Raw genomic sequence first — 22656 nt, 5'->3', positions numbered from 1 at the left:
TCATGTCTGAGGCAGTCAATCTCGCCGCGCCGGATGTCGAGATCGCGACCGTGCGCGAGCACACAACGCGAGCGAGCCAGGTCGTGACGATGGTCGCGATCGTCGTTCCGCCACTGGGCATTATCGCCGTTGCCGTCGGGCTCTGGGGGATCGCATTTTCGTGGGTCGACATTGTCGTGTTCGTCGCGCTCTACGTCCTCACGGGCCTCGGTACCACGGTCGGGTTCCATCGACTCTTCACCCATCGCAGCTTCGAAACGACGAAGACTGTCCGCGCCGCATTCGCAATCCTCGGGTCGATGACGCTGCAAGGCCCGGTGACCCAGTGGGTGACAGATCACCGCAAGCACCACGCACTGTCGGACCAGGACGGCGATCCCCACTCTCCCCACGCAGGATTCGCCCCGAACGTTCGGGGCGCCGTGAAGGGCTTCCTCCATGCTCACATGGGGTGGCTCTTCCACCTCAAGGGGATGGAGCGCGGTGAGCGATACGGCAAGGATCTCTACGACGACACGCTGATTCGGCGCATCGATCGCATGTACTTCGTGTGGGTCGTCCTCACGTTCGCGATCCCCTTCGCGATCGGGTATGCCGTCGGCGGTGCGAGCTGGAAGCTCGGCCTCGAGGTGCTCATCTGGGGCGGGTTGATCAGGATCTTCGCGTACCAGCACGCGACGTTCTCGGTCAACTCGATCTGCCACATGTTCGGGCGGCGCGCCTATCGCTCGCGGGACGAGAGCCGAAACAACTGGGTCGTCGCCGCGCTGACGTTCGGCGAAGGCTGGCACAACAACCACCACGCGTTCCCAGCATCCGCCCGCCACGGGCTCGACCGACTTCAGCTCGACATCGCGTGGCTCACGATCAGGTCGCTCGAGAAGCTCGGGCTAGCGTGGAACGTCCGCCTGCCGACGCTGAGTCAACGCGAGCGGCGTAGGCTCGCCTGAGCCTCGAAGAACCCGAGTCGCTCTCCAACTCCGTCGATCCACGCCTGCGCCCGCGGAAGCCTCAGGAGCGCACCCGACCGCCGTCTGATCGCCGCGCCATGGAGGCCGCCTCCGATCAGCTCGTACGTTCCCGCGATGCCGAGCGCTCGGGCGCGATCGAAGCCGCGCCTCGAGCTCGCTGCGCTGACGCCCGGAATCCCGGGCAGGTAGCGATCCCATGACCCGTGCAGGACGTCGAGTCTCTTGCCGACGAGCCCCTCGAGGGAGAGCCGCTCCGGAATCCATGGTGCGAGCCCGAGGACGCCGGCGACGGAAGGGTGCTCCGAGACCCCGATCGACACCGCTCCTCCCATCGAGAAGCCGACGAGGAGCGTCGGCCGGTCGACGAGATCGAGAGCCGCGCGCGCGTCGGCCAGACACGAGTCGAGCTCATTCCATGTCTTGATCCGGTAGCGCACCTCGGCAAAGGCGAGCTCCGCGAACCGCGGTGCCAGCTCCGTCGAGAGCAGATCACTCGTCGCGCTCCAGGTTCCGGGCACAGCACGTGCGGAGCCACCGTTCAGGAGAACGACCGCGAGCGGTGCGGCCTCGTTCCGGATCCGAATCTCTGCGCCGGTCGCAAGGCGAGTCGGACCGGTCACCCGGGACTCACCGACTGAGCCGGGGCACAGCCCTTGACGGCGGCCGCCACCTCACGGGCGCGCTCGAGGTAGCCCTCCTCGTTGCCATGGAGCCCGTCGGGAGCGAGGAGCTCGGGATTCCGTTCGACCATCTCTGCCCATTCGACGAGCGTCACGCGCCGGTTCGCCCGCGCTGCATCACGCAGGACCTCGTTGAACGCGTCGTTCGGTTTCCCATCGCGCCAGATCGTTGCCCACACGACACACCGATTCGGCCCCACGAGCCCGAGGAAGCGGGCGACGTCCTTGCGGAACGCCGTTACCTCCGTCGACGGATCGTTCGTACCCAGGCTTACGACGACGTAGTTCGAGAGCGTGGGCGTTCTCGCTTCGAGCTCCGCGATGCCCTGGGGCGTCACGCGTCCCACTTCGTCGTTCGCGACCATCTTCCATCCGGGCAGAGCGTCCGGAAGATACCGCTCGATGCCGACGTTGAGGGAGTCACCCACGAGCGTGACGGTTCCGCGAGAGCCGGTTGGTGACGAGTAGAACGGATTGCGGACGAACACGAGCGCGGCCAAGGCAACGACGACGAGGAGCGTTGCAAAGAAGAAGGAGGAGCGCATTGGGCAGGCGGGACGGTGCGGGGGGCGAATTCGACCGGATGGAGGTGAGCACGTCGATCGATCGCTATCTCGCCGGCCCCGGCCTCTCGGAGTCTACCCGCCGTGCCTACGCCGCCGACCTCGCGGACTTCAGCGGCTGGCTGCAGCGCTCCGGTCGGACCGTGACCGACGTCGACGTGCAGGCGCTCGCGGAGTACACCGCCGAGCTCGGCCGCGGCAGCCGCGGCCTCGCCCCCTCGACGATCGCGCGACGCCTCGCAGCGGTTCGCTCCTACATGCGGTTCACGCTCGGAGCCGCCCTCGTTCCGGAGATCGCCCTCGCTCCCCGGCGGCGGCGGCGCCTCCCCGATGCGCCGAAGCTCGCCGATGTCGAAGCAGCGATCGCCGCGGTCGGTGGGGACGAGCCGCTATCACTCCGCAACAGCGCCATCCTGGAGCTCACGTACTCCTGCGGCCTTCGCAGCGCCGAGGTGGTCGGGCTGCACCTCGCCGATGTCGACTTCGACCAGGAGGCCGTCCACGTCCTCGGCAAGGGAGGGAAGGAACGCGTTGTCCCGCTCGGCGAGCGAGCGGCCCACGCTGTCGCCCTCTACCTCCGCGACGGCCGACCCACACTCGCCCGCGGCGCGAACGATGCACTCTTTCTCTCGGTGCGCGGTCGCAGCCTCGACACGTCGACGCTGCGGAGGCTGATGCAGAACCCCCACCGCCTTCGGCATGCCTACGCGACGCACCTGATCGAGGGCGGAGCCGACCTGCGCACGATTCAAGAGCTGCTCGGCCACGCCTCACTCTCGACGACGCAGATCTACAGCCACGTCGACGCGCGCCGGCTCCGGCGGGTCTACGACGCGAGCCATCCTCGCTCCTGAACCACGCAGCCACGGTGCCCGCGCGCAGGAGCATCCAGCGGCACGCCGAATCGGGTCCAGCCCGATGACTCATTCCGACCAGATGAACTCCGATCCCGAGGTAGAGCGCTACCTGCTGCTGTTGGCCGCGCAGCGCTCACCGCGCACGGTCGACGCCTACAGCCGTGACCTTGCGGCTGCTGCCGTGTTCCTCCGAGCTCCGATCGGAGCCGCAACCACCGACGATCTCGACCGATGGGTCGCAGAGATGCGCGCCAACGGCCTCGCAGCGTCGACGATCGGTCGCCGTGTAGCGGCCGTACGCTCGTACTATCGCCATCAGCTGCTTCTTGGTCAGCGCCGCGACAACCCGGCGGCCGAGGTCGCGACCCCTCGCCGAACGCGCAAGCTCCCTCGCACACTCTCGCCGTCCGAGTCGGAGCGTCTGATCGAGGCCGCCAACGGGACGACGCCCCGATCACTTCGCGATCGCGCGCTCGTCGAGCTGATGTACGGGGCCGGACTGAGGGTCTCGGAGACGGTGGGGCTTGCTCGGACGTCGGTCGACATCGACGCGCGGATCGTGCGCGTGCTCGGCAAGGGCGACAAGGAGCGGATCGTTCCGCTCGGTCGGCCCGCGGCCGAGGCCGTTCGCCGCTACCTCGCCCTTGGTCGCCCCCACCTCGACCGACGGTATCGTCCTGATCTCTTCCTCAACGCCCGGGGCGGCGCGCTGACCCGAGCCGGGGCTTTCATGATCCTCCGCAAGCTTGCAGAGAAGGCCGGCCTCGAACCGGAGCGCGTCCATCCCCATCTTCTGCGTCACTCCTTCGCAACGCATCTCCTCGAGGGCGGCGCGGATCTCCGTTCCGTGCAAGAGATGCTGGGCCATGCGGATCTCTCGACGACGGAGCGCTACACGCACGTCTCCGATCGCCGCCGCCGCGAGACGTACTTCTCCGCCCATCCGCACGCGAGGGCTCCGGAGCCCGTTCGCGGCGACCCGGCTTAGCGAGCCCTACCCGTCGGCGAACCGCTCGATGAGTGCGACCGCCTCCGCGACCGTCGGCTCGGACGCGTCGACGAGAGTGACGTGCCCGATCTTGCGCCCGGGACGCGGATCCTTGCCGTAAAGGTGGACATGGGCACGGGGCAGCCGAAGCAGCTCCTCGACAGGTGGGGCACCACCGATGAGGTTGATCATCACCGACCGGCCGATCGCGTCCGTGTCCCCGAGCGGGAGCCCGAGGATCGCGCGCAGGTGGTTCTCGAACTGGCTCGTCGTCGCACCCTCGATCGTCCAGTGGCCCGTGTTGTGAACGCGCGGTGCGAACTCGTTCGCGAGAAGCTTCCCTCCGACGTCGAAGAGCTCGAGCGCGATTACACCGACGTAGCCGAGCTCGTCGAGAAGCCGCCCGACGAACTCCTCCGCCTCTGCCTGCGGAGCATCGCTCGCCGGAGCGCGCGAGACACGGAGGATGCCCGCGCGGTGCAGGTTCTCGACCACCGGCCAGAAGCGCGTCTCGCCCGAGCGGCTCCGGACGCCGAGGATCGAGAGCTCACGGTCGAAGCCAACGAGCTCCTCCGCCAGCTCGTGCGCGCTCGCCTCCTCGAGGGCGTCGACCCGACGCTGGCCCTTCCCGTCGTACCCGAGCCGACGTGACTTGACGATCGCCGGCAGGCCGGTCTCGGCGAGAGTCCCGAAGCGGGCGCTCGGGATCGCGAGCCGTTTGAAGAGCTCCTTCTCGACGAGGCGATCCTGTCCGAGCTCGAGTGCACGAGCCGGCGGCAGAGCGTTGACTCGCTCGGCCGACACAACCGCGACGTTCTCGAACTCATACGTGACCACATCCGCTCCCGCCGCGAGACGTGTAAGCGCTGCCTCGTCGTCGAAGTCCCCGACGACGAGCTCCCCAACCGCGGCGGCAGGCGCCGTCGGAGATGGGTCGAGGAATCGGAACCGGAGCCCGAGCGAAAGCCCGGCGAGCCCGAGCATGCGGCCGAGCTGGCCACCACCGATGCAGGCGACAAGCGTCAAGCGCACACGACTCCGAGGAGAATCAACGCATCGCCCTTCAGGCCGTAGGATCGTGACCGTCGAGCACCGCTTGCGTCTGTGCCGCCCGGTAGGCGGCAAGCCGTTCGCGGATGCCGGCGTCGCCGAGAGCGAGGATTGCCACCGCGAGCAGGGCCGCGTTCACTGCGCCCGGCCGGCCGATCGCGAGCGTCCCGACGGGGACGCCGGCGGGCATCTGGACGATCGAGAGCAACGAATCCATTCCCTTCAGGGTCTTCGACTCCACGGGGACGCCGAGCACCGGTAGCGCAGTCTTCGCCGCGGCCATCCCCGGCAGGTGGGCGGCGCCGCCCGCACCGGCGATCAGCACGCGGAGACCCCGTTCCTCGGCCGTCGCGGCGTACTCGAAGAGAAGATCGGGAGTACGGTGGGCGGAGACGACGCGCTGCTCGAACTCGATCTCGAGCGCCTCGAGCGTTTCGGCAGCGTGATGCATCGTCTCCCAGTCGGAGCGGGAGCCCATGATCAACCCGACGAGAGGAGCGGGACTCACGGCGCTACTTCCGGTTCGACTTCTTGACGAGCAGGAGGGCGACAGATCTCGCCGTCTTACGCACTTCCGGATCGGCCTCATCGTCTGTTGCGATCCCGTCGAGGATCAGAATCGTCTCCCTCGCCGGCGTACCGTTCTTGAAGCAGACGATCGCCAATCGTCGAACCGCAATGTTCGAGTCCCGCGTCGCGAGGTCGTGGAGCAAGGGCCTGAACGAGTTCACGTCACCCGGATGGGCGCGCGAGAGACCCTCCAGCGCGATCAGCGCCGAACCACGAACAGCGGGGCTCTCGTCCTCGAAGCCGCGCCTCAGAAGCTCGATCTTCTGGCGGAAGCGGAACTGCGCGATCGCCCTGTACGCGACAGCACGAACTCGGTAATCGGGATTGCGGGCCGCTGCCTCGAGCTCGTCGCTCCACTCGCCTCGAAGTGTGGCCAGCTCCCGCTCGAGGCCACCCTTTGTGTACTCGTCCGCGAGGGCGGCTGCCTGCGAGAGATCCATCAGGCGACCGGAAGTGGTCGCGGGCCGGGACCGACGTAGATGGCGGAAGGCCGAACGAGCCGACCAAGCCGCTTCTGCTCGAGGATGTGCGCCGACCAGCCCGCAGTTCGCGAGCAGGCAAACATCGCCGGAGCGAGCTTTGCCGGGATATCGGCGACATCGAGCACGACTGCAGACCAGAACTCGACGTTCGTGGCTAGCACCCGATCCGGCTTGCGGGCATGCAGCTCCTCGAGCGCAGCACGCTCGAGTTCCTCCGCGACATCGAACCGGGGCGAGCCGAGCGAAAGTGCCGTCCGCCGCAGGAGGCGCGAGCGCGGATCCTCGGCCCGGTAGACGCGGTGCCCGAAGCCCATCAGCCGGCCACCCGCATCGAGCAGCTCGCTCACGTAGTCCCCGATCGAGTCGGCCGCCGCCGCCCCATCGAGCATCGGGAGAACACGCGCAGGAGCGCCCCCGTGGAGGGGGCCCGAGAGAGCACCGACTGCAGATGCGAGAGACGCGGCGCAGTCGGCGCCGGTGGACGCGACGACCCTCGCGGTGAACGTGGATGCGTTCAGCCCGTGCTCGGCGGTGCAGATCCAGTAGGCGTCGATCGCCTGGACGTGCCTGGGGTCAGCCTCCCCGCGCCACTCGAGCAGAAACCGCTCGGCGGCAGTGGATCCCGTCGCGACGAGCTCCGAATCGACCGGCGTCTCCAAGCCATCGGCATGACGCGCCGACTGCGCAACGATCGAGATCATCGTTGCCGACAACCGGGCGAGATCATCGTGCGCCTCGTCGTCGGCGATGTCGATCAGCTGACCCAGGCCCCACTCCCCAGCGAGACGCGCGGTCGCCGCCTGGAGATCGGAAGGAGCGTTGCCGGTGAGGTCGCGGGCCACGTACCGCGTTGCCGGGCGGAGCCCGGGCTCGGGCGCGTCGTCGACGAGGAGACCCCACACCTTCTCGAATGGCACCATGCCGACGAGATCCTCGATGTCGACCCCGCGGTACCGTAACGCTCCGCCATCGCGATCGGGCTCGGCGATCTCCGTTTCGAAGGCGACGATGCCCTCGAGGCCTGGCTTGAACTCGCTCACTCGTCTCCTCTGTCCGTCAGGGAAGGACGCCACTGACGCTACCTGACGGGTCGACTCCCGTCGGGCCACTATGCTCATGACGATGTTCAACGTCACGCTCATCCCGGGAGACGGCACGGGGCCGGAGCTCACCGAAGCAACACGCCGGGTGCTCGAGGCAACCGGTATCGCGTTCAACTGGGATGTCCAGGAGGCCGGCGTCGATGTGATGGAGTCGGCCGGGACGCCGCTTCCCGAGGCCACCCTGGCCTCCGTGCGAAGGAACGGGATAGCCCTGAAGGGCCCGATCACGACGCCGATCGGCACAGGGTTTCGCTCGGTCAACGTGGCACTGCGCCACGAACTCGGCCTCTACGCCTGTCTCCGGCCTTGCAAGTCCTATCCGGGCATGCGCTCGCGCTACGACAACGTCGACCTCGTCGTTGTCCGAGAGAACACCGAGGATCTCTACGCTGGCATCGAGTACGAGGCCGGCAGCCCCGAGGCGGCCGAAGTGATCACGATGTTGAACGGCATGCAGGCGAAGCAGATCGCGCCGAGCTCGGGGATCTCGATCAAGCCGATGAGCCCCGAGGGCTGCGAACGCATCATCCGCTACGCCTTCGACTACGCGCGAAAGCACTCCCGCAAGCGCGTCTCGTGCATCACCAAGGTCAACATCATGAAGTTCACGGACGGATTGTTCCTCTCGGTGTTCCGTGAGGTCGCGAAGGATTACCCGGAGATCGAGGCATGGGAGACGCTGGTCGACGCGCTCTGCATGGGGCTCGTGCAGAGGCCGGAGGAGTTCGACGTGCTCGTCCTCCCGAACCTCTACGGCGACATCATCAGCGATCTCACGGCAGGCCTCGTCGGTGGGCTTGGCGTCGCGCCCGGCGGCAACATCGGCCTCGATGCCGCAGTGTTCGAGGCGACGCACGGGTCGGCACCGAAGTACAAGGGCCTCAACAGGGTGAATCCCACGGCCATGATCCTCTCGGGCAAGCTGATGCTCGACCATCTCGGCGAGACGGACGCAGGGACTCGCCTCGAGAACGCCGTCGCAGCAGTGATCGCCGAGGGCGACCGAGTGACGTACGACCTGAAACCTTCGAGAGACGATCCGAGCGCCGTCGGCACGGCAGAGTACGCCGACGCAATCATCGAGAAACTCGCCGATTAGCGCGGCGTTCACGAGACCAAGGAGCGAACCAGTGAGAAAGAAAGTTACCGTCGTCGGCGCGGGAAACGTCGGCGCGACCTGCGCCCAGGAGCTCGCCCGGCGCGACTACGCAGACATCGTTCTCGTCGACATCAAGCCTAACTTCCCCCAGGGCAAGGCACTCGACATCAACCAGGCCGGATCGGTTCTCGGGTACGAGCCGAACGTCGTCGGCTCGAACGGGTACGACGAGACAGCAGGGTCCGATGTCGTCGTGATTACCGCCGGCCTGCCACGAAAGCCGGGAATGAGCCGTGACGACCTCGTCGCAACCAACGAGGCGATCGTCGGCTCGGTGACGAAGGAGATCGTGAAGCGCTCGCCCAAGACGATCATCGTCGTCGTCTCGAACCCGCTCGACGCGATGTGCCACGTCGCGAAGGCCGCGTCCAGGTTTCCGAAGGAGCGTGTCGTAGGCATGGCAGGCATCCTCGACACGGCGCGCTTCGCGGCGTCGATCGCGTGGGAGACCGGGATGTCGGTGAAGGACGTCACCGCGATGGTGCTCGGCGGTCATGGCGACCAGATGGTCCCTGTGGTTTCCGCGACGACTGTCGGCGGCGTTCCGCTCGAGCAGCTCGCGCTCAAGGGTCGCATCGCCAAGATGGTCGACCGCACGCGGAAGGGCGGTGGCGAGGTCGTCAACCTGCTCGGCACCTCGGCGTGGTACGCGCCGGGAGCCGCAGCCGCGCAGATGGTCGACGCCATCTGCCTCGACGAGAAGCGGGTGCTTCCCTGTACCGCATTCCTCGAGGGCGAGTATGGCGTCAACGGCCTGTACATGGGCGTCCCGGTCAAGCTCGGTTCCAGTGGGGTCGAGGAGATCGTGAAGCTCAGGCTGACAGCAGACGAGAAGAAGATGCTCCGCGCCTCCGCCGCAGCCGTGCGTGAGGTCGTCGGCGTCCTCAAGACGAGCTGAAGGTGGGAGACGCTCGTGCGTCTCCCACGCCTTTGCGAATCCTGAACAGTCCCGCCGGGTAGGCTTCCCGGCCGAATGGATCTCGGTCTCAGCGGGCGAACCGCAATCGTGCTCGGAGCGTCCCAGGGGATGGGTCTCGCGATCTCCGAGGGACTCGCCTCCGAGGGCGCAGACGTGGCGATGTTCGCGCGGCGCGCCGAGGTGATCGAGCGAGAGGCGAAGCGGATCGGGGGACTCGCCGTCACCGGCGACCTCACGAGCGAAGCCGACCTCGAGCGACTTGTCGACGAGACGGTCAAGGCCTTCGGCCGAATCGACGTCGTCGTCCTGAACGGCGGCGGCCCTCCCCCCGGCCCCGCAGCGTCCGTCACGGCGGCTGACGTCGCGGCGGCAGTCGAACTTCTACTCGTGCCGCACGTTCGCCTGGTGGGTCTCTGCCTGCCCTACCTCCGGAAGAGCGGCCGTGGCCGCATCGTTGCGATCGAGTCGACGTCAGTGAAGGAACCGATCGCGAACCTGGCTCTCTCGAACGCTGTTCGCCCGGGAGTCGTGGGCTGGCTGAAGACGCTCGCGCGCGAGCTCGGGCCGGAGGGAATCACGGTCAACACGATCGCTCCGGGTCGTATCGACACAGAGCGACTCCACGCTCTCTACGGCCCCGACGGGCCGCCGCCGGAGGCGCTCGCGCTGATCCCGGCGCGTCGTGTCGGCGCACCGGCGGAGATCGCTGCAACGGTCTGTTTTCTCGCGTCCGAGCAGGCTGCATATATCAGCGGCGCGGTCGTGCCGGTCGACGGCGGCATGCTGAACGGACTGTTCTAGGTTGACCCGCAATCGCCTGAGTTGGCTCCTCTGGGGCATCGTCACGGTGGCCGCGGCGGCGATCGCGTTTGCCTGGTTCGCGCCCTCCCGCAGCTACCTCTACGTCCCGAACGAGGCGACACCGGTCGGCGACAAGGTCACAGTCGAGGGCGAGCGGCCCGGCGGGGACGACGTTGGGGCGATCTACTACGTCGACGTCAACGTGCGCTCCGCGACGTGGGCCGAGTCGCTCCTGCCCTTCGTCCGGCCCGACGGCGCCAGCCTCGTCCCACGTGATCAGGTCGTGCCGCCCGGATCGTCGTTCGAGGACAGGCGCGCCGAAGGATTCCGTGAGATGGCCCGCTCGGAGCAGACCGCGGCGGCCGTCGCTCTCAGGCAGGCGGGCTACACGGTGAAGGCAACACCGCGTGGGGCGCTCGTCGATGCCGTCGCATCCGATGCGCCGGCCGCCAAGGTTCTCCGCTCAGGCGACGTGATCACCGGAGTCGGCGATACAGACGTGCTCACACCCATCGCGCTACGCCAGTCCTTCACGGACGTCCGCCCGGGCGACGACGTCGTCCTCCGGCTCAGGAGGAAAGGCACGGTGAAGAAGGTCACGGTCAGAACGATCGAGTCTCCCCGCGAGCCCGGCAAGGCAATCATCGGGATCCGGGTCTCGCAGGACGCGGACATCAAGCTGCCGTTGAAGGTCGAGATCGACCTCGGTGCGGTTGGCGGGCCGTCTGCCGGGCTGCCGTTCGCGCTCGACGTCTTGCAGGAGCTCGGGACGGACGTCGATCACGGGAAGCGCGTCGTCGCGACCGGGGAGATCGGACTCGACGGAAGCGTCGGTCCGATCGGCGGCGTGAAGCAGAAAACATACGGCGCACGGAAGGCCGGCGCGGATGTGTTTCTGGTCCCGGCTGGGGAAAACGCAGCGGAGGCACGCCGGTATGCAGGGAACCTTCGAATCATTCCGGTCACAAGTTTTCAACAGGCGTTGTCTGCTCTGGCGAAGACGCCGACAAATTAGCCATTTTGCAGGACTTTGCCGCGGAGGACAACAGCCGCTAATTGCGGGACTTTCCGACACCGACCTCTTGCGAGACCGATACCTGTTGGCCACAATGGCCCCTGCCCGAAAGGGACCAGATCGACGACAGGGGACACATCACATGCCTGCCAAAGCAACATGCAAGGACTGCTACTTCCGCAGGGCGGGGCTCTGCGCGCTACCGGGCGAAACGCCCTGCCCTACGTTCCGCGCCGTCGCGGCCGGAGGACGCCTGCAGCCGCCGCGCCAGCCTCGACTCGTGATCCGGCCGACTGCTCCCCTCGTCGTCTCGCAGTCCCTCTAACTCCTCTAACGTACGGGTATGTCGACGAAGCCGACACTCGAGGGAGCGAAGCGACGAAGTGCCTGGACGCCAAGACGGATCGCCCTGGCCGTCATCGCCGTGTACGTCCTGATCCTCGTCCTCGCGAATCGCAATGCGGTGGCGGTCAACTTCGTCTTCTTCAAGACGGAGGCGTCACTGTTCGTCGTGTTGCTCCTCGCGATCGGTCTCGGCTTCCTCGCGGGGTGGCTCTTCGACGACCTCCGCGATCGCCGCAAGCGCCGCCGGGCTATGCCATAGACGAAGGTGCCGGGGCGCGACACACGTTGGCAGTGCTCGTCAGCCGCGTCTAGAGCAGTGAGACGAGGAGCGCGACGCCTTCGGCGATCCGCTCGGGCGTCTCGTAGCTGAAGGCAAGCCGCGCCGACGACCGACCGGCGGAGGCGTTCGGGAAGAAGTCCGAGCCCCGGACGAAGGTGACGCCGGCCTCGGTTGCCCGGGCCAGCAACTCGGCTGCGTCGACCCCGTCATCGAAGTCGAGCCAGAGGAAGTAGCCGCCCTCCGGCGAGCTCCAGCTCGTGCCGGGGGGCATCTCCGCTGCGAGGGCCGAGAGCATCGCGTCCTTTCGCACCTTGAGCAGGCCGCGCACGCGATCGAGATTCGGCCCAAAGGCCCCGCGATCGATGAGTTCGAACACCGTAGCCTGCGGCAGCAGGCTCGGGGAGATATAGGTCGAAACCGCCCGGTCGTCGTAGGCGGCGACGAGCTCCTCCGGAACCACGAAGTAGCCGATGCGCAGGCCGGGTGCCACGGTCTTCGAGAACGAGGACGTGAACGTGACCCGCTCACCGCCCTCGAGCTCGTGGATCGACGGAACCGGGTCGCCGTCGTATCGGACGCGGCCGTACGGGTCGTCCTCGAGGATCGGGAGGTCGTACTGCGCGGCCAGGTCGACAAGCCGTCTGCGGCGCTCCGTCCCGAGGGTCCTGCCGGACGGGTTCTGGAAGGTCGGAATCGTGTAGAGGAACGAGATGTCGCCACCGCGCCGTAGCTCCGCCTCGAGCGCGTCGAGATCGAGGCCTTCGTCATCCATCCGAACGGGCGTGACCTGTGCCCCATCTCGCGCGAGGATCTTCAGCGGCCGATCGTAGGTCGGGCCCTCGACGAGCACTCGGCCTGGCCGCTGCGCGAGCTGTGCGGCCGCGTAGAAGACGAACCCCTGCAGCCCACCGGTCGTGACGAAGACCCTCTTCGCCGCGACGCCGTGCTGTGCTGCGAGCACCTCGCGCAGGGGGCCGTAGCCACCACCCGTGCCGTACGAGAGGATCGTCGTCCCGTCACGCTCGAGTGCTGCCCGCGCACAGTCGGCAATGAGTGCCTGATCGAGGCACTCGGGCGCCGGGGCGCCGCGCGCAAAGGAGATTGCGGCCATGCCCTCAGCGTACCCGGCACCGCCCAACCGGCAGGATGAGAACCGGTGTTCGCGGCGAACTCCGTGCTACTGCTACCGTTATCCGCAGGGAATCGGCGTCGTGCCGCCCCGGGAGATCAGCTTCTTTCGACTCTAGGCTCGGAACTCCGAGGATTAGGCAGTTCGAGGGCAGGTGGTCTCGAACACAATCCAAGGAGTAAAAACCGAATGCCAGATTCAACCTTTGCCTCGATCGGGCTGAGCACGGACATCGTCCGAGTGCTCACCGCTCAGGGCATCCACTCACCGTTCCAGATCCAGACGCGGGCCATCCCAGCCGCCCTCGCGGGCAGCGACGTGCTCGCAAAGGCGCCGACGGGTTCGGGCAAGACGCTTGCGTTCGCGATTCCGATCGTACAGCTGACCTCGCCCGGCGACGGCCGACCCGCTGCACTCGTGCTCGTGCCGACACGCGAGCTCGCCGTCCAGGTCACCGAGGTCCTAGCCGACCTCGGCAGAGCCAAGGGCCTCGAGGTCGCATCCGTCTACGGCGGCGTCCCGATTCCGGCGCAGGCCGCAAAGGCCAAGAGGGCACACGTCCTCGTCGCCACCCCGGGCCGGTTGCAGGACCTCATGGACAGGCGCATGGTCAACCTCGACGCCGTCACGATTCTCGTTCTCGACGAGGCCGACCGGATGCTCGACATGGGTTTCAAGCCTCAGGTCGACAAGATCCTGCGGCGCGTCTCCAACAAGCGCCAGACGATGTTCTTCTCGGCGACGCTCGACGGAGCCGTCGGTGAGCTCGCCCGCGAGTACACGAACCAGCCGGTGCGGATCGCAGCCGAACTGCCGAGCGAGCAGAAGCCGGGCGAGATCGACCACCAGTTCGTCGCGGTAACGGCGGACAACAAGGTCGACAAGCTCGTCGAGCTGCTTCAGGAGGAGCGTGGGCTCGCACTCGTCTTCGTTCGCACGAAGCGCGGAGCAGATCGACTCGCCCAACGGCTCGAGCGCCATCAGGTTCGTGCGGTCGCGATGCATGGCGACAAGACCCAGGCCGCCCGCGAGAAGGCGCTCGCGCACTTCGAGGCCGGCAAGGTGACGACGCTGATCGCGACCGACGTCGCCGCCCGTGGGCTCGACCTCTCCGACATCACCCACGTGATCAACTTCGATCCGCCCGAGGACGAGAAGGCGTACACGCACCGCGTCGGCCGTACCGGTCGTGCCGGGCGCTCGGGAACGGGTGTCACGCTCGTGCTTCCCGACCAGCAGGCTGAGGTGAGCCGCGTCGCGCGCATGAATGGTCAGTCGGACGCGTGGGAGGAGACCGGCATGAAGTCGGCCGCCCCGAAGCTTCTCTACTCGGGCCGCAAGCGCGGTTCCAAGTGGGGCCCCACAAGGCCGCGCAGGAAGATCTAGAAGACAGCGCGGCGAAGCCGCTGACCCGAATGCTCCTGGCTCGAGCCAGGAGCATTCAACGGCCCTCACCCACAACGCTTCCCCGCCCCCTCCGCCGCCTGGCTCAAGCCAGGTGGCACGAGAGCTCGCCCCATCCAGGCGGTCGGCTCCTCGAGCCGGCCGTCTGCACTCGCTTTCTCCCTGAGTGCGCGCGATATGCTCTCCCGTCGCGCGAACTCACTTCAGGATCCACGCGAAGCGTGGCAGCAAGCAACTACGTCTGAGTGCGCGCGATATGCTCTCCCGTCGCGCGCACTCAGACGTACGTGTCGTCGTGGCGGTAGGCGGGGACGCAGCAACAGAGCAGCCGAACGCCCTCGCTCCCGGCCCGGAGCTCGTGCCAGGCACCGGGTGGAATCAGGATCGCATCGCCCTCCCCCACCTCGCGCACATCGCCGTCGAGCTCCATCGTTCCGCTCCCGGCCGTCAGGAGGTAGATCTCCTCGCTCAAAGCGTGGTAGTGGCGCATCGTCGACTGGCCCGGCCCGAGCGTCGCTTCCGCGAGTGACTGCGCCGGAGAGTGGATGAACTCGCGGATCGTCGAGCCGTCTTTCGTCGTGAACGGGACGAGCGTTTCGTAGGCGACGACGTCCATCAACTCGGAGCGGGCTTGTCGTCGCTCGAGACGACAGCTCCTTCCACGGCGGGTACTACCTCTGGCGTCGCTACTGCTTCGGAGGCTGGAACGACGACAGCAGGCGCAGCCTCGATCGCCGGCACCGACTTCGGCTTCGCAGGCTCGTCCCTGCCGTCGAACACCGAGCGCGGATCCATGTCGGCCACAGCGTCCTTCATCTCGCGGACGCCCGTTCCGAGCCGTCGCGCCATCGCGGGCGCGCCCTTGCTCCCGAAGAGAAGCACGAGGACAACCGCGAGGATCACGATCTCCCAGATACCGAGGCCGAAAGGCATGCCCTGAATGTACCGACGACTCGTGATCTACGCGCCGTCGCGAAGGGTCTCCGCCATGCCCGTGGCGAGGGTTCGCGGCGAGTAGCCGAGGGCTGTCCGGGCCTTCGCGTCCGTGGCCCAGTAGGTGACGCCGTCAGCCGCGGCGATCAGCTCGCGCACGTTCGCCGGGATACCGAGCATCGGGCCGACGCCCGTGCGTCCGAGCGGGGCAGTGAGTCGAATCGCCCAGGTCGGCATCGTGAATCGCGGCGCGCGCGTGCCTGCGGCGTGGGCGGCTGCCCCGATGAGGTCGCGGACGTGCGTCAGCTCACCCCCGAGAACGTAGGCCTCGCCGATCTCACCTCGATCGAGGAGGAGCACGATTCCCTCGACTACATCGTCCACGTGAACGGCACTGACGCCGAGCGTAGGGAAGCCCACATACGGGAGCTTGCCTGCCATGGCCGACCGAATCTGCTCCCCCATCTGCGACGTGTCTCCGGGGCCATAGACGAGCCCCGGCATCGCGATCATGATCGGTGCGCCCGCCTCGATTCGCCGCGTTGCAGCCTCGTGCGCGAACCACTTCGTCTCGTCGTAGGCGGAGACGAACGAGCCCGCCGGACGCAGGTACGTCTCGTCGACGACGGCTCCCTTCGTGTCACCAAAGGTGTTGACGGTCGACACGTAAACGAGTCGGCCGACTCCGGCGCTGACGGCGGCATCGAGCGTTCGCTCGGTGCCGCCGACGTTCACATCGCGCATCGCCTCCGCCTTCGATGTACTGACCCCAACCTGGTAGATCGCCGCGCTGTGCACGAGGGCGTCGCAGCCCTCGAGCATCGTCACCTCGATGTCGGAGAGGTCACCTACGACGATCTCGCACCCAAGCGCGATCAGCGAACCTGCCTTCGTGGGAGAGCGAACGAGTGCGACCACGTCGTCGCCGCGACCACGCAGGGAAGCAGCGAGCCTCGAGCCGATGAATCCGGTCGATCCGGTCAGGAAGATGCGCACAGGGCCCGCAGCCTAGTGGCTGACGAACTCCTCGAGCACGACGATGACGAGCCCGAACGACGCGTGGACGAGCACGACCGCGACCGTCGCGATCCGAGACGCTCCTCGCGCGCGAAGATCAGCCCCCACCAGATCAACCGAGAACCTCGTAGCCGACGGCGAGCCGGTGGGCCAGGTGGATCGAGGTCGGACTAAGGCACCGACGAGAAGAGCATCAAGGAGCAGGATCCGGGAGGGGAGACGCACCGCCCTCCCTCGGCGAGCCCGCTAGCTGCGCGCGATCTCGGCGACGAGCTCCGCTGTCTCGGTGGGCGTGGTGCCAACCCGGATCCCCTTCGCCTCGAGCGCAGCCTTCTTCGCCTCAGCGGTGCCCGACGAGCCCGAGATGATCGCGCCGGCGTGCCCCATTGTCTTGCCGGGCGGAGCGGTGAAGCCGGCAATGTAGGCGACGACCGGCTTCGTCAGCTCCGCCTCGATGAACGCGGCAGCCTTCTCCTCCTCGTCGCCACCGATCTCGCCGACCATGACGACGTACTCGGTTTCCGGGTCGGCCTGGAACTTCGCGAGGATGTCTACGAACGACGAGCCGACGATCGGATCACCGCCGATCCCTACGATCGTCGAGTTTCCAAGCCCCATCTGTGTCAGCTCGTGGCCGATCTGGTACGTCAACGTGCCCGATCGCGAGACGAGGCCGATATTGCCGGCGCTGAAGATCTCGGCCGGGATGATCCCGACGTTCGCCTTACCGGGAGAGAGCGCGCCCGGGCAGTTCGGCCCGATCAGGGTCACACCGAGGTTGTGCACGTAGGTGTGGATCCGCAGCATGTCGTGGGCGGGAACACCCTCGGTGATGCAGATCACCGTCTCGATTCCGGCATCGACGGCCTCGTAGACGGCGTCTGCAGCGAACGGAGCCGGAACGAAGATCATCGCGGTATTCGCTCCCTGCTCGGAGACGGCCTCGGCGACGGTGTTGAGCACCGGGACGCCCTCGACGTCCTGGCCGCCCTTGCCGGGGGTCACGCCCGCGACGAGATTCGTGCCATAGGCTCGATTCCGAAGGCCGTGGAAGCGTCCCTCGGAGCCGGTCAGGCCCTGTACGACGAGGCGCGTGTCGTTGTCGACAATGATCGCCATCAGGCAGGCACCGCCTTCAGTGCGATCCGGTCGAGCACGACGTGCTCGCCGACGATCCGATCACCGAGCAACTCGCGCACACGCGTCGCGTCGTCGTCGCTGCAGCCGCAGCGGTCGAGCCACGGCTGGAACTCGATCGGCTTCTCGAAGAACTGCACCTCTTCGACCTCGAGACCTGCCAACTCGGCGAACGAGCGCCACTCGACCTCGCTGTAGTTGCGCACGTGGGACGGGTCGCGCAGTGTCTCCGCCGCCTCGACGTCCTCCCCCATGAAGCAGTTGTCGACGATCAGGACGCCGTCAGCTGCGACCCGCGCCATCTCGACTACGGCTTTAGCGACGTCGTCATAGTGGTGTGCCGCGACGCGTGTCACGACCAGATCGAAGCTGCCATCTGCGAAGGGAAGATCCTCGGCACGACAGACGACATCTGGCTTCATCCCCGGCGCGGGATCGCAGGTGACGACCTCGAGGCCGGTCTCGCGAAGCCGACGTGCGACGTGCCCGCCGCCCGTTGCGACATCGAGCGCCGTCCTGGTACCCGTCGCCCACTCGACGAGGACGTCGAGGTCGGGACCGTCCCGATGCGCCTCGCTCATGCGATACATCTCGGCCCGATCGCTCCAGACGTCGGTCATGCGGCCAACTCCACCGCGCGCCTGGCCGCCTCGAGCATCGTCGGCGAGACGTGGAGATTTGCTGGAGCGGCCTCGGCGAGGATACGCCGGCCCTCCTCGGCGTTCGTGCCGTCCAGGCGAACGACCATCGGCAGCTCGAGCTGCATCTCCTCGAGTGCCTGGAGGATCCCGCGCGCGACCTCATCGCAGCGCGTGATCCCGCCGAAGATGTTGAAGAAGACGGCCTTCACCTGTGGGTCACGCGTAATCACCGAGAGCGCGTCGACGACGCCCTGTGCGTCGCCTCCCCCACCGAGGTCGCAGAAGTTCGCCGGGCGACCGCCCGCGAACGTGACCACGTCGACCGTCGACATGGTCAAACCGGCACCGTTCCCACACACGCCGACCTCGCCGTCGAGCTTGACATAGGTGACGTGCTTCGCGCGGGCCAGTGCCTCGAGCGGATCGGCAGCGTCATCGTCGCGCATCGCGGCGACGTCCGGGTGCCGGTAGAGGGCGTTATCGTCGACCGTGAACTTGGAGTCGAGCGCCTTGACGAAGCCATCCGGCGTCACGATCAGTGGGTTCACCTCGCAGAGCATGGCGTCGAAGCGGACGAAGGCGTCGTACAGCTGGCCGATGATCCTCGCGATCTGCTTCTGCTCCGACGGATCCGTAACCCCGCCGCCGTACACGAGGTGCCGGGCCTGCCACGGGTTGAAGCCCTCCAGCGGGTCGACGTGCAGCCGGACGAGCGCATCGGGAGTCTCCTCGGCGACCTGCTCGATCTCGATCCCACCCTGGGTCGTGAACATGAAGAGCGGCTTCTTGACGCCCCGATCGAAGGTCAGCGAGAGGTAGTACTCCTTCGCGATATCGGAGGCCTGCTCGATCCACAGCCGCTTGACGACATGCCCGTTGATATCGAGGCCGATGATGTTCCTCGCGTGCTCCTCTGCTTCATGAGAGTTCGCTGCGAGCTTGACGCCGCCCGCCTTGCCGCGCCCGCCCGTCAGGACCTGGGCTTTCACGACGACGGGGCTGCCGAGCACTTCAGCCGCCTGCCGGGCCTCTCCGGGCGTCGTCGCGAGGCGTCCGTCGCCGACGGGGATCCCAACGCGCCGGAACAGCTCCTTGCCCTGATACTCGTAGAGATCCATCGGCTCGGAGCCTACCTGCGCGCTTGTGCGACGATCAGCACCATGCGACTGCTTCCACTCATCTCGCTTGCCGCTCTTCTGACGGCAGGTTGCACATCACAGGCCGTCACCGCGCCGACGACGATCAAGGCCCCGCCCCAGACGGCAAGCCTCGACTGGAAGGAGCCCTACCCTGCGACGAGTCCCGCGCTCGTCTTCGGGGTATCGCGGTTCACGGTCACGCGGGACGGGTGGAAGGCGGAGATCTCGGTCGAGAACACCTCGAACATCGCATGGATCGTCGGCGACCCCGGCTTCCCGTCGTACCGCGAGTTCGGCGTCTTGCTCTTCCCGAACGACGACCTGAAGGAGCTCGAGCGGCGGACGCGTGACGGCGACGTCCCCGGGCTCCGCGCCGCCACGAGCTACACGCCGTCCCTGCCAGAGTCGATCGAGCCGGGAGAGACCTGGCGGGGAACGATTGCAGCACCGGGTGCGCTCGCAGGTGGCCTCTGGGTGAGAATCGCCTTCGGGCCCTTCGCTGCTGACGGCAAGCCTCCCGAGGGAGCGCAAACGCCGGTCGTCTGGTACACCGACCACGCGCACCGCCTCGAGCAGGTCGAGGCCGATCCGGCCTAGGAGCGAGCGCTCGACGCCGCCGACGTGAAGAGTTCTCGGAGGTCGCTCGGAATGAGGCGCTGCCGCGAACCGACCCGGGGCGAAAGGGCATGGTCCTCGCGCTCCTCGTCGGGCTTCCTGGCCCTGACACCAGCGCTCGCGACGAGCAGCTTCCGCGCCTGGAACGGGCGCTGTGATCGTGTGATCCACCCGGCGCTCGAGCGCGACGCCGTGGGCGACCGAGCTACATAGGCTGAGCAGTGGGCCGGACGAGGATCTCGTTCACGTCCACGTGCGGCGGCTGTGAGAGCGCGAAGAGAACTGCGCGGGCGACGTCATCCGGCTCGAGCGGCGCATCGAGTGGCACGTTCTCGAAGAACGGCGTGTCGACGATGCCGGGAGCAATGATCGTGACACGGACACCTGTCCCGTCTAGCTCCTGCCGCAACGACTCGGCCATCGCATGGACGGCGTGCTTCGTGGATGAGTACAGCGAGCCGGGAATCGCGCGACGCCCGGCGATCGAGCCTGTGAGGAGCAGGTGGCCCTTCGTCTCCTTCAGCCCGGGGAGGGTCGCTCTGATCGTTAGCGCCGCGCCGTAGACGTTCGTCAGGATCATCGCTCGCCAGTGCTCGACGGAGTCGCCGAGGAAACTCCGTTCGGCCCCGAAACCTGCGTTTGCCCAGGCCGCGTCGAGCCGCCCGAAGTGCTCGAGCGCGACCGTGACGGCCGCCTGCTGGTCGGCCCACTCGGTCACGTCACATTCGACGGCGACAGCGTGGTCCGATCCACCGAGCTCGGAGGCGAGCTCGTCGAGCTTGTCGATCGAGCGCGCAGCGAGCACGAGGCGCCATCCCTCGCCCGCGAGCATGCGCGCCGTCGCCGCGCCGATCCCGGTCGAGGCACCGGTGATCAGGATGACGGGGGAAGAATCGCTCACGCTGCTGACTCTAGCGATGCGACCCACAGCACCGTGGGCTCGGGCTCGGCACCGCAGCTCGCCGGTGCCGCTGGCCCTACGCGTTGCTCGACGCGGATGGTCACGTCGCCGAACGGTGCGGTGAACGTGACCGAATCTCCGTCGTCTGCGCTGAGCGCGAGACCGTCGACCGCGTCGCAGCCCGTGGCTGCACGGGCGGCGATCTCGGCTGCCTGAACGCGCGGCGCGTAGAGCGTTCGTCCCCGGTACAGATCGAGCGGAATCCGACCATCGGTCACGGTGTCGTAGACCTCCCCGACCCGATCGAGCGGGATGCGGCCGAGCTGGATGCCGAGTGGAAGGACGACAACGTTCGGAGCGAACCGGTGGCCGCCGAGATGCGACGCCTGCCAGAGTTGCTCCGGGGGAGTGCGTTGTCTGAGGGCTTCGTACAGTGGAGCCCCGAGACGCGCACAGCACGCGTCCCGACGACCGTGGATACACACGATGAAGACGGGGCCCGCGATCGCGTCACCAGCAGGAAGATCGGCGGTAACGAGTTGCTCGACAGAGGCGAGATCGTTGCGGGTGACCGATCCACCGTCCTCACGCACCTCCGCCCGAATGACGACGCACCCGTCTCGCCGATCGGGCCGCCGGATCAGGACGACCTTGCCCGGGTACGCCCCCAACCGGTCGCGGACGGCTGAGGCAAGTCCGCTTTCGTTGATCGCATCCCTTCCCCACGCTCCCCTGACCTCGACGAGCAACCACTCGCTTCCCTGGGTCGCCGTTGCGGCGAGAGGCTCCCCCACCGCGACCGAGTGCTCCGAGCACGTCGACGTCACGAAGGCAGCCGATCCGCGAGAAGGCGCCCGAGAGTCGGGTCGATACCGAGCTCGGCCGTAAACGCGCGGTACTCGGCGAACGCTTTCGCACGATCGCGCCCGGGTCGAGCGACGGCGCGGAGGAGGATGTTCTTCGGCGTGTGTTCGAGCTCGACGAACTCGACGACCTGCACGTCGTACCCGACCGCACCGAGGAGTTGCGCACGTGCAGCGTCCGTCACCTCGGCGGCGAACCGCTCCCTGAGCGTCCCATACCGGAGCAAGGGCCGGAGGGCAGCGTTCTCGAGTTGCGACATCACCTCGTGTTGGCAGCAGGGAACGGCGAGAATCACCGGAACCTCAGCCCGGACGGCGCGGTCGAGCGCATCGTCGGTCGCCGTATCGCAGGCGTGGAGACTGACCACGAGATCGGTGCCTGCCAGGGCCTCATAACCGGCGATGTCCCCGACCTCGAACCGCAGGCCGTCGGCACCGATCCGTCGCGCGAGCTGCTCGCAGTCGGAGATCACGTTCGTCTTGAGATCGAGCCCCACGATCTCGACCGCACGCCCGTGGACGTGGACGAGGAGATAATGGAGCGCAAACGTCAGGTATGACCTTCCCGAGCCGAAATCCACGATCTTCAGTCGGCCGGCTGGAAGAGACGGGAGGACATCCTCCACGAGCTCGAGGAATCGGTTCACTTGACGAAACTTGTCGTAGCGCGGCTTGCGAACCTTTCCCTCGGCCGTCATCACGCCGAGCGCGACAAGGAACGGAACGGGCGTGCCCTCGGGAAGGAGGTAGCGCTTCGTCCGATCGTGCGAGCGGGTCGCCTGTCGCCGGGTCGGTTCGCGGCGGAGGATCATCGGCGCACCCTTGCCGGTGAGCACCTGCCAGTCGGCGGCCGTCGCCTGGAGGAGGCCCTGGCGGAAGTCGTGCTCGAGAAGCCCGACGAGTCGTTCGGCGGCAGCGTCCGGGGCGAGGTTCTCGTCGATCGTCCGGGTCGCGTGGTGCGCCGTGAAGCGGTACCGCAATGACCGGGCGATGTCCACGGGAGCGACTGTGATGCGAGAAGGCCGCGAAGGATCACTGCGCCTCGGGCGGCTGATCGTGGCTCCCGTCAGGGATCCTTCGCCCACGAGCCGCCG

The 22656-nt window shown here is 67.3% G+C and carries 26 protein-coding genes; 10 read left to right on the top strand and 16 right to left on the bottom strand.

The window, feature by feature from the left end; translation table 11 throughout:
* Positions 1-2 precede the first annotated feature (2 nt).
* A complete protein-coding gene (locus tag ABIR74_RS09230) occupies positions 3-950 on the top strand; it encodes an acyl-CoA desaturase (protein ID WP_348177317.1) in 948 nt (315 codons plus the stop codon).
* Here the strand turns inward: ABIR74_RS09230 and ABIR74_RS09225 are convergent.
* Both ABIR74_RS09225 and ABIR74_RS09220 read right to left on the bottom strand, forming a co-directional pair.
* Positions 923-1591, bottom strand: coding sequence for a hypothetical protein (locus ABIR74_RS09225; protein ID WP_348177315.1), 669 nt, complete (start codon positions 1589-1591; stop codon positions 923-925). The genes ABIR74_RS09230 and ABIR74_RS09225 overlap by 28 nt on opposite strands.
* Entirely contained in the window at positions 1588-2196 is a 609-nt protein-coding gene (locus ABIR74_RS09220; RefSeq protein ID WP_348177313.1) for a hypothetical protein, read from the bottom strand. The genes ABIR74_RS09225 and ABIR74_RS09220 overlap by 4 nt, the downstream gene beginning before the upstream one ends.
* 44 nt (positions 2197-2240) lie before the next feature.
* Here ABIR74_RS09220 and ABIR74_RS09215 point away from each other — a divergent pair, with 44 nt between their 5' ends.
* Positions 2241-3068 carry a tyrosine-type recombinase/integrase gene (locus tag ABIR74_RS09215; RefSeq protein WP_348177311.1) on the top strand — a complete coding sequence of 276 codons (828 nt, stop codon included), beginning with the start codon at positions 2241-2243 and terminating at the stop codon, positions 3066-3068.
* Positions 3069-3132: 64 nt separating this feature from the next.
* Positions 3133-4059 carry a tyrosine recombinase XerC gene (locus tag ABIR74_RS09210; RefSeq protein WP_348177309.1) on the top strand — a complete coding sequence of 309 codons (927 nt, stop codon included), beginning with the start codon at positions 3133-3135 and terminating at the stop codon, positions 4057-4059.
* A gap of 6 nt (positions 4060-4065) precedes the next feature.
* On the opposite strand, the gene ABIR74_RS09205 is transcribed toward ABIR74_RS09210, so the two are convergent.
* From ABIR74_RS09205 to ABIR74_RS09190, 4 genes are read right to left on the bottom strand one after another with little or no spacing between them, the layout of a single operon-like run.
* On the bottom strand, positions 4066-5085 hold the full coding sequence (locus ABIR74_RS09205) for a 5-(carboxyamino)imidazole ribonucleotide synthase (protein ID WP_348177307.1): 1020 nt from the start codon (positions 5083-5085) through the stop codon (positions 4066-4068).
* A 37-nt stretch (positions 5086-5122) separates the two neighbouring features.
* Complete coding sequence (gene purE, locus ABIR74_RS09200; protein ID WP_348177333.1) at positions 5123-5587, bottom strand: 5-(carboxyamino)imidazole ribonucleotide mutase; 465 nt, start codon at positions 5585-5587, stop codon at positions 5123-5125.
* A 34-nt stretch (positions 5588-5621) separates the two neighbouring features.
* Complete coding sequence (locus ABIR74_RS09195) at positions 5622-6119, bottom strand: HEAT repeat domain-containing protein (protein WP_348177305.1); 498 nt, start codon at positions 6117-6119, stop codon at positions 5622-5624.
* The gene (locus ABIR74_RS09190) at positions 6119-7201 is read right to left on the bottom strand and encodes a citrate synthase 2 (protein WP_348177303.1); all 1083 of its coding nucleotides are present in this window, start codon (positions 7199-7201) and stop codon (positions 6119-6121) included. Before ABIR74_RS09190 ends, ABIR74_RS09195 begins: the two co-directional genes overlap by 1 nt.
* Positions 7202-7283: 82 nt before the next feature.
* Between ABIR74_RS09190 and ABIR74_RS09185 the strand changes: the two genes are divergently transcribed.
* From ABIR74_RS09185 to ABIR74_RS09165, 5 genes are all read left to right on the top strand, one after another.
* The gene (locus ABIR74_RS09185; protein WP_348177301.1) at positions 7284-8363 is read left to right on the top strand and encodes an isocitrate/isopropylmalate dehydrogenase family protein; all 1080 of its coding nucleotides are present in this window, start codon (positions 7284-7286) and stop codon (positions 8361-8363) included.
* A 31-nt stretch (positions 8364-8394) separates the two neighbouring features.
* On the top strand, positions 8395-9321 hold the full coding sequence (gene mdh / locus ABIR74_RS09180; RefSeq protein ID WP_348177299.1) for a malate dehydrogenase: 927 nt from the start codon (positions 8395-8397) through the stop codon (positions 9319-9321).
* A gap of 75 nt (positions 9322-9396) precedes the next feature.
* Positions 9397-10143 (top strand): SDR family oxidoreductase, encoded by a 747-nt coding sequence (locus ABIR74_RS09175; protein WP_348177297.1) that lies wholly within the window; start codon positions 9397-9399, stop codon positions 10141-10143.
* A 1-nt stretch (position 10144) separates the two neighbouring features.
* Complete coding sequence (locus tag ABIR74_RS09170; RefSeq protein ID WP_348177295.1) at positions 10145-11158, top strand: S16 family serine protease; 1014 nt, start codon at positions 10145-10147, stop codon at positions 11156-11158.
* A gap of 343 nt (positions 11159-11501) precedes the next feature.
* Positions 11502-11762, top strand: a complete 261-nt coding sequence (locus tag ABIR74_RS09165; protein WP_348177293.1) for a LapA family protein — start codon at positions 11502-11504, stop codon at positions 11760-11762.
* A 49-nt stretch (positions 11763-11811) separates the two neighbouring features.
* On the opposite strand, the gene ABIR74_RS09160 is transcribed toward ABIR74_RS09165, so the two are convergent.
* A complete protein-coding gene (locus ABIR74_RS09160) occupies positions 11812-12894 on the bottom strand; it encodes a PLP-dependent aminotransferase family protein (protein ID WP_348177291.1) in 1083 nt (360 codons plus the stop codon).
* A gap of 207 nt (positions 12895-13101) precedes the next feature.
* Between ABIR74_RS09160 and ABIR74_RS09155 the strand changes: the two genes are divergently transcribed.
* Positions 13102-14298 (top strand): DEAD/DEAH box helicase, encoded by a 1197-nt coding sequence (locus ABIR74_RS09155; protein ID WP_348177289.1) that lies wholly within the window; start codon positions 13102-13104, stop codon positions 14296-14298.
* A 295-nt stretch (positions 14299-14593) separates the two neighbouring features.
* On the opposite strand, the gene ABIR74_RS09150 is transcribed toward ABIR74_RS09155, so the two are convergent.
* The 6 genes from ABIR74_RS09150 to sucC form a co-directional block, all read right to left on the bottom strand.
* On the bottom strand, positions 14594-14932 hold the full coding sequence (locus tag ABIR74_RS09150; protein ID WP_348177287.1) for a cupin domain-containing protein: 339 nt from the start codon (positions 14930-14932) through the stop codon (positions 14594-14596).
* Positions 14932-15249, bottom strand: a complete 318-nt coding sequence (locus ABIR74_RS09145; protein WP_348177285.1) for a twin-arginine translocase TatA/TatE family subunit — start codon at positions 15247-15249, stop codon at positions 14932-14934. The genes ABIR74_RS09150 and ABIR74_RS09145 overlap by 1 nt, the downstream gene beginning before the upstream one ends.
* Positions 15250-15276: 27 nt before the next feature.
* Positions 15277-16245: an NAD-dependent epimerase/dehydratase family protein gene (locus tag ABIR74_RS09140; RefSeq protein WP_348177283.1), complete on the bottom strand. Its 969-nt coding sequence runs from the start codon at positions 16243-16245 to the stop codon at positions 15277-15279.
* Positions 16246-16512: 267 nt separating this feature from the next.
* Positions 16513-17385 carry a succinate--CoA ligase subunit alpha gene (sucD, locus tag ABIR74_RS09135; RefSeq protein WP_348177281.1) on the bottom strand — a complete coding sequence of 291 codons (873 nt, stop codon included), beginning with the start codon at positions 17383-17385 and terminating at the stop codon, positions 16513-16515.
* Positions 17385-18023, bottom strand: coding sequence for a class I SAM-dependent methyltransferase (locus tag ABIR74_RS09130; RefSeq protein ID WP_348177279.1), 639 nt, complete (start codon positions 18021-18023; stop codon positions 17385-17387). Before ABIR74_RS09130 ends, sucD begins: the two co-directional genes overlap by 1 nt.
* Positions 18020-19162: an ADP-forming succinate--CoA ligase subunit beta gene (gene sucC / locus ABIR74_RS09125; RefSeq protein ID WP_348177277.1), complete on the bottom strand. Its 1143-nt coding sequence runs from the start codon at positions 19160-19162 to the stop codon at positions 18020-18022. The genes ABIR74_RS09130 and sucC overlap by 4 nt, the downstream gene beginning before the upstream one ends.
* Before the next feature lie 42 nt (positions 19163-19204).
* On the opposite strand from sucC, the gene ABIR74_RS09120 reads away from it, so the two are divergent.
* On the top strand, positions 19205-19780 hold the full coding sequence (locus ABIR74_RS09120) for a hypothetical protein (RefSeq protein WP_348177275.1): 576 nt from the start codon (positions 19205-19207) through the stop codon (positions 19778-19780).
* Positions 19781-20003: 223 nt separating this feature from the next.
* Here the strand turns inward: ABIR74_RS09120 and ABIR74_RS09115 are convergent, their stop codons facing one another.
* The 3 genes from ABIR74_RS09115 to ABIR74_RS09105 are packed head-to-tail and all read right to left on the bottom strand — an operon-like array spanning position 20004 to position 22560.
* Positions 20004-20699, bottom strand: coding sequence for an SDR family oxidoreductase (locus ABIR74_RS09115; protein WP_348177273.1), 696 nt, complete (start codon positions 20697-20699; stop codon positions 20004-20006).
* Complete coding sequence (locus tag ABIR74_RS09110; protein ID WP_348177271.1) at positions 20696-21526, bottom strand: sucrase ferredoxin; 831 nt, start codon at positions 21524-21526, stop codon at positions 20696-20698. The genes ABIR74_RS09115 and ABIR74_RS09110 overlap by 4 nt, the downstream gene beginning before the upstream one ends.
* Complete coding sequence (locus ABIR74_RS09105) at positions 21523-22560, bottom strand: SAM-dependent methyltransferase (RefSeq protein ID WP_348177269.1); 1038 nt, start codon at positions 22558-22560, stop codon at positions 21523-21525. Before ABIR74_RS09105 ends, ABIR74_RS09110 begins: the two co-directional genes overlap by 4 nt.
* Positions 22561-22656: the final 96 nt, after the last annotated feature.

Source organism: Gaiella sp., from assembly GCF_039915195.1.
Classification (GTDB): domain Bacteria; phylum Actinomycetota; class Thermoleophilia; order Gaiellales; family Gaiellaceae; genus Gaiella.
The sequence above is the reverse complement of the archived record's forward strand: the minus strand, read 5'-3'. Positions and strand labels throughout refer to the sequence as shown.

Coding starts and splice junctions, on each gene's coding strand:
- ABIR74_RS09165 (WP_348177293.1), top strand. CDS start 11,502: ATGTCGACGAAGCCGACACTCGAGGGAGCGAAGCGACGAAGTGCCTGG.
- ABIR74_RS09175 (WP_348177297.1), top strand. CDS start 9,397: ATGGATCTCGGTCTCAGCGGGCGAACCGCAATCGTGCTCGGAGCGTCC.
- purE (WP_348177333.1), bottom strand. CDS start 5,587: ATGGGCTCCCGCTCCGACTGGGAGACGATGCATCACGCTGCCGAAACG.
- sucD (WP_348177281.1), bottom strand. CDS start 17,385: ATGGCGATCATTGTCGACAACGACACGCGCCTCGTCGTACAGGGCCTG.
- ABIR74_RS09220 (WP_348177313.1), bottom strand. CDS start 2,196: ATGCGCTCCTCCTTCTTCTTTGCAACGCTCCTCGTCGTCGTTGCCTTG.
- ABIR74_RS09195 (WP_348177305.1), bottom strand. CDS start 6,119: ATGGATCTCTCGCAGGCAGCCGCCCTCGCGGACGAGTACACAAAGGGT.
- sucC (WP_348177277.1), bottom strand. CDS start 19,162: ATGGATCTCTACGAGTATCAGGGCAAGGAGCTGTTCCGGCGCGTTGGG.
- ABIR74_RS09130 (WP_348177279.1), bottom strand. CDS start 18,023: ATGACCGACGTCTGGAGCGATCGGGCCGAGATGTATCGCATGAGCGAG.
- ABIR74_RS09155 (WP_348177289.1), top strand. CDS start 13,102: ATGCCAGATTCAACCTTTGCCTCGATCGGGCTGAGCACGGACATCGTC.
- ABIR74_RS09185 (WP_348177301.1), top strand. CDS start 7,284: ATGTTCAACGTCACGCTCATCCCGGGAGACGGCACGGGGCCGGAGCTC.
- ABIR74_RS09160 (WP_348177291.1), bottom strand. CDS start 12,894: ATGGCCGCAATCTCCTTTGCGCGCGGCGCCCCGGCGCCCGAGTGCCTC.
- ABIR74_RS09145 (WP_348177285.1), bottom strand. CDS start 15,249: ATGCCTTTCGGCCTCGGTATCTGGGAGATCGTGATCCTCGCGGTTGTC.
- ABIR74_RS09210 (WP_348177309.1), top strand. CDS start 3,133: ATGACTCATTCCGACCAGATGAACTCCGATCCCGAGGTAGAGCGCTAC.
- ABIR74_RS09120 (WP_348177275.1), top strand. CDS start 19,205: ATGCGACTGCTTCCACTCATCTCGCTTGCCGCTCTTCTGACGGCAGGT.
- ABIR74_RS09150 (WP_348177287.1), bottom strand. CDS start 14,932: ATGGACGTCGTCGCCTACGAAACGCTCGTCCCGTTCACGACGAAAGAC.
- ABIR74_RS09230 (WP_348177317.1), top strand. CDS start 3: ATGTCTGAGGCAGTCAATCTCGCCGCGCCGGATGTCGAGATCGCGACC.